Below are 1,846 nucleotides of genomic sequence, written 5' to 3'. Positions count from 1 at the left end.
CCCGCCGACACCGGGAGATCTACGCGCGCATCCGGTCCGACGCGATGGTGTGACGGGGGGATGTGACGGGTGGGTCAGTGCCCGTGCCCGTGCCCGTGGCCCTCGTCGTGGCCGTCGTCGTGGCCGTCGTCGCGGTGGTCGTGCCCGGGCGCGCGCTCGCCCAGCGCCCGGGCACGGGCGGCGACCTCGTCGGCGGCCACGGTGCCGTCGGCGGTGAGCACGTCCTCCAGCGCGTCGAGCCAGTGCCGGTAGTAGCTCCAGCTCTCGCCGTCGGGATGCCCGCGCTCCCACTCCGCGATCCGGGCGATCAGCGCGGCCTGGAACACCGACCAGTCGAACGCGCCGGCGTCGTGCAGGCTCACGGCCATCCCGAACGCCCGGCTCTCCCACGGCTCGGCGAACACCAGCTCGCCGTTGTCGCGGGGCGGGGCCGCGGGGCCGTCGACGGCGAGGGGTGCGGTGGTCACGGGCGTCACGGTGCGGCCACCTTGGCCACCCCGACCAGGGCGTCCCGGGTGATCAGGGGTACGAGCTGCTCCTCGGTGAGGTGCTCGGTGCCGGCCGGCCGCTCGGGGAGCACCAGCCAGCGGACCTCGCTGCTGGAGTCGCGCACCACGATCTCGACGTCGTCGGCGAGGTCGAGGCCCATCTCGTGCAGCACCGTGCGCGGCTCCCGCACCACGCGGGCGCGGTAGGCGGGGTCCTTGTACCAGGACGGCGGCAGGCCCAGCACCGGCCACGGGTAGCACGAGCAGAGCGTGCAGACCGTGACGTTGTGGGTGGTGGCGGTGTTCTCGACGACGACGATGTGCTCGCCCTGGGGCCCGGAGAACCCGAGTTCCTTGATCGCGGCCGTGCCTTCGGCCAGGAGCCGCTCGCGGTAGTCGGGGTCGGTCCACGCCTTCGCGACGACCTTGGCCCCGTTGAGCGGGCCGACGTTCGTCTCGTAGTTGGCGATGAACTTGTCCATCACGCCCGGGTCGACGAGCCCGCGCTCGGTGAGGATCTGCTCGAGGGCCTCGGTGCGCAGGGAGGCGGGCAGGCGTTCGGTGGTCATGCCGAGTTCTCCTCGATCGGGCGCGCGGCTGGGACCGGGGCCGTGACGGTGGCCGGCGGGGTCATGCGGCCGGCTCCAGGTAGCTGTCGAACAGTTCGATGGTGAGGGCGAAGGTCTCCGCGTCGGGGCCCCACAGCTCGCGGGAGTCGAACCGCACGGTGTAGACGTGCTGGGGGTTCTCGCCCTTGAAGACGGCGTGGGTGTCGGGCAGCAGGTGCCCGGGCTGTACCGACTCGACCACGCCGGTGTGCCCGCTGACGTAGCGGGGGAGCTTGGTGGGGCCGTCGGGCACGGGGAGCGCGCGCACCGAGTCACCCGGGGCGAAGCGGGGCGGGTCGGGCACCTCGCGCAGCGACCCGGCCGCGGTGGGCGCGTAGTCGGGCTTGTCCGGCTCCGGGGTCGGGGGCTCGTCGACCTGCTCGCCCCGCAGGGCGCGGGCCCGGGCGTCGACGGCGCCGGGGGCGATGATCGCGCTCTCGGTGAGCATGAGCTCGACGGCGTTGAGCCAGCGGCCGTAGTAGCCGTCGTCGAAGTAGGCGGCGTGGTCGAGGCGGCCGAGGGCGTAGCGGAACGCGTCGAGGTTGCGGCCCGAGACGCGGCCCATGCCGAGCAGGGTGAGGGCGAAGGCGCGGCCCTCCCACGGTTCGGCGAAGGGGGGTTCGTCGCGGTCCGGGGGATGGACGGCGCCGTAGCCGTCGGCCCCGCCGATGTCGGCGATCGCGCTGATGGCTCTACCTTCCCTTCGCACGGTGGATCCCGGCAGGGAGCGCTTCGCGCGCTTGTCCCTTG

Annotated in this window: 3 protein-coding genes; all 3 read right to left on the bottom strand. The window is 73.6% G+C overall.

All coding sequences use genetic code 11. The features are described from left to right. Nucleotides 1-74: 74 nt before the first annotated feature. On the bottom strand, nucleotides 75-467 hold the full coding sequence (locus BGP03_RS11360) for a nitrile hydratase accessory protein (protein WP_298799831.1): 393 nt from the start codon (nucleotides 465-467) through the stop codon (nucleotides 75-77). 5 nt (nucleotides 468-472) lie between these two features. Continuing rightward, nucleotides 473-1,057: a nitrile hydratase subunit alpha gene (gene nthA / locus BGP03_RS11355; protein ID WP_296372084.1), complete on the bottom strand. Its 585-nt coding sequence runs from the start codon at nucleotides 1,055-1,057 to the stop codon at nucleotides 473-475. 61 nt (nucleotides 1,058-1,118) lie between these two features. Next, on the bottom strand, nucleotides 1,119-1,846 hold a 728-nt coding region (nthB, locus tag BGP03_RS11350), incomplete at its 5' end, for a nitrile hydratase subunit beta (protein ID WP_363093592.1).

Origin of the sequence: Pseudonocardia sp. 73-21, from assembly GCF_001899645.1 — a bacterium.
GTDB lineage: Bacteria > Actinomycetota > Actinomycetes > Mycobacteriales > Pseudonocardiaceae > Pseudonocardia.
Note: the sequence above shows the minus strand (reverse complement) of the source record. Positions and strands in the feature narration are given on the sequence as shown.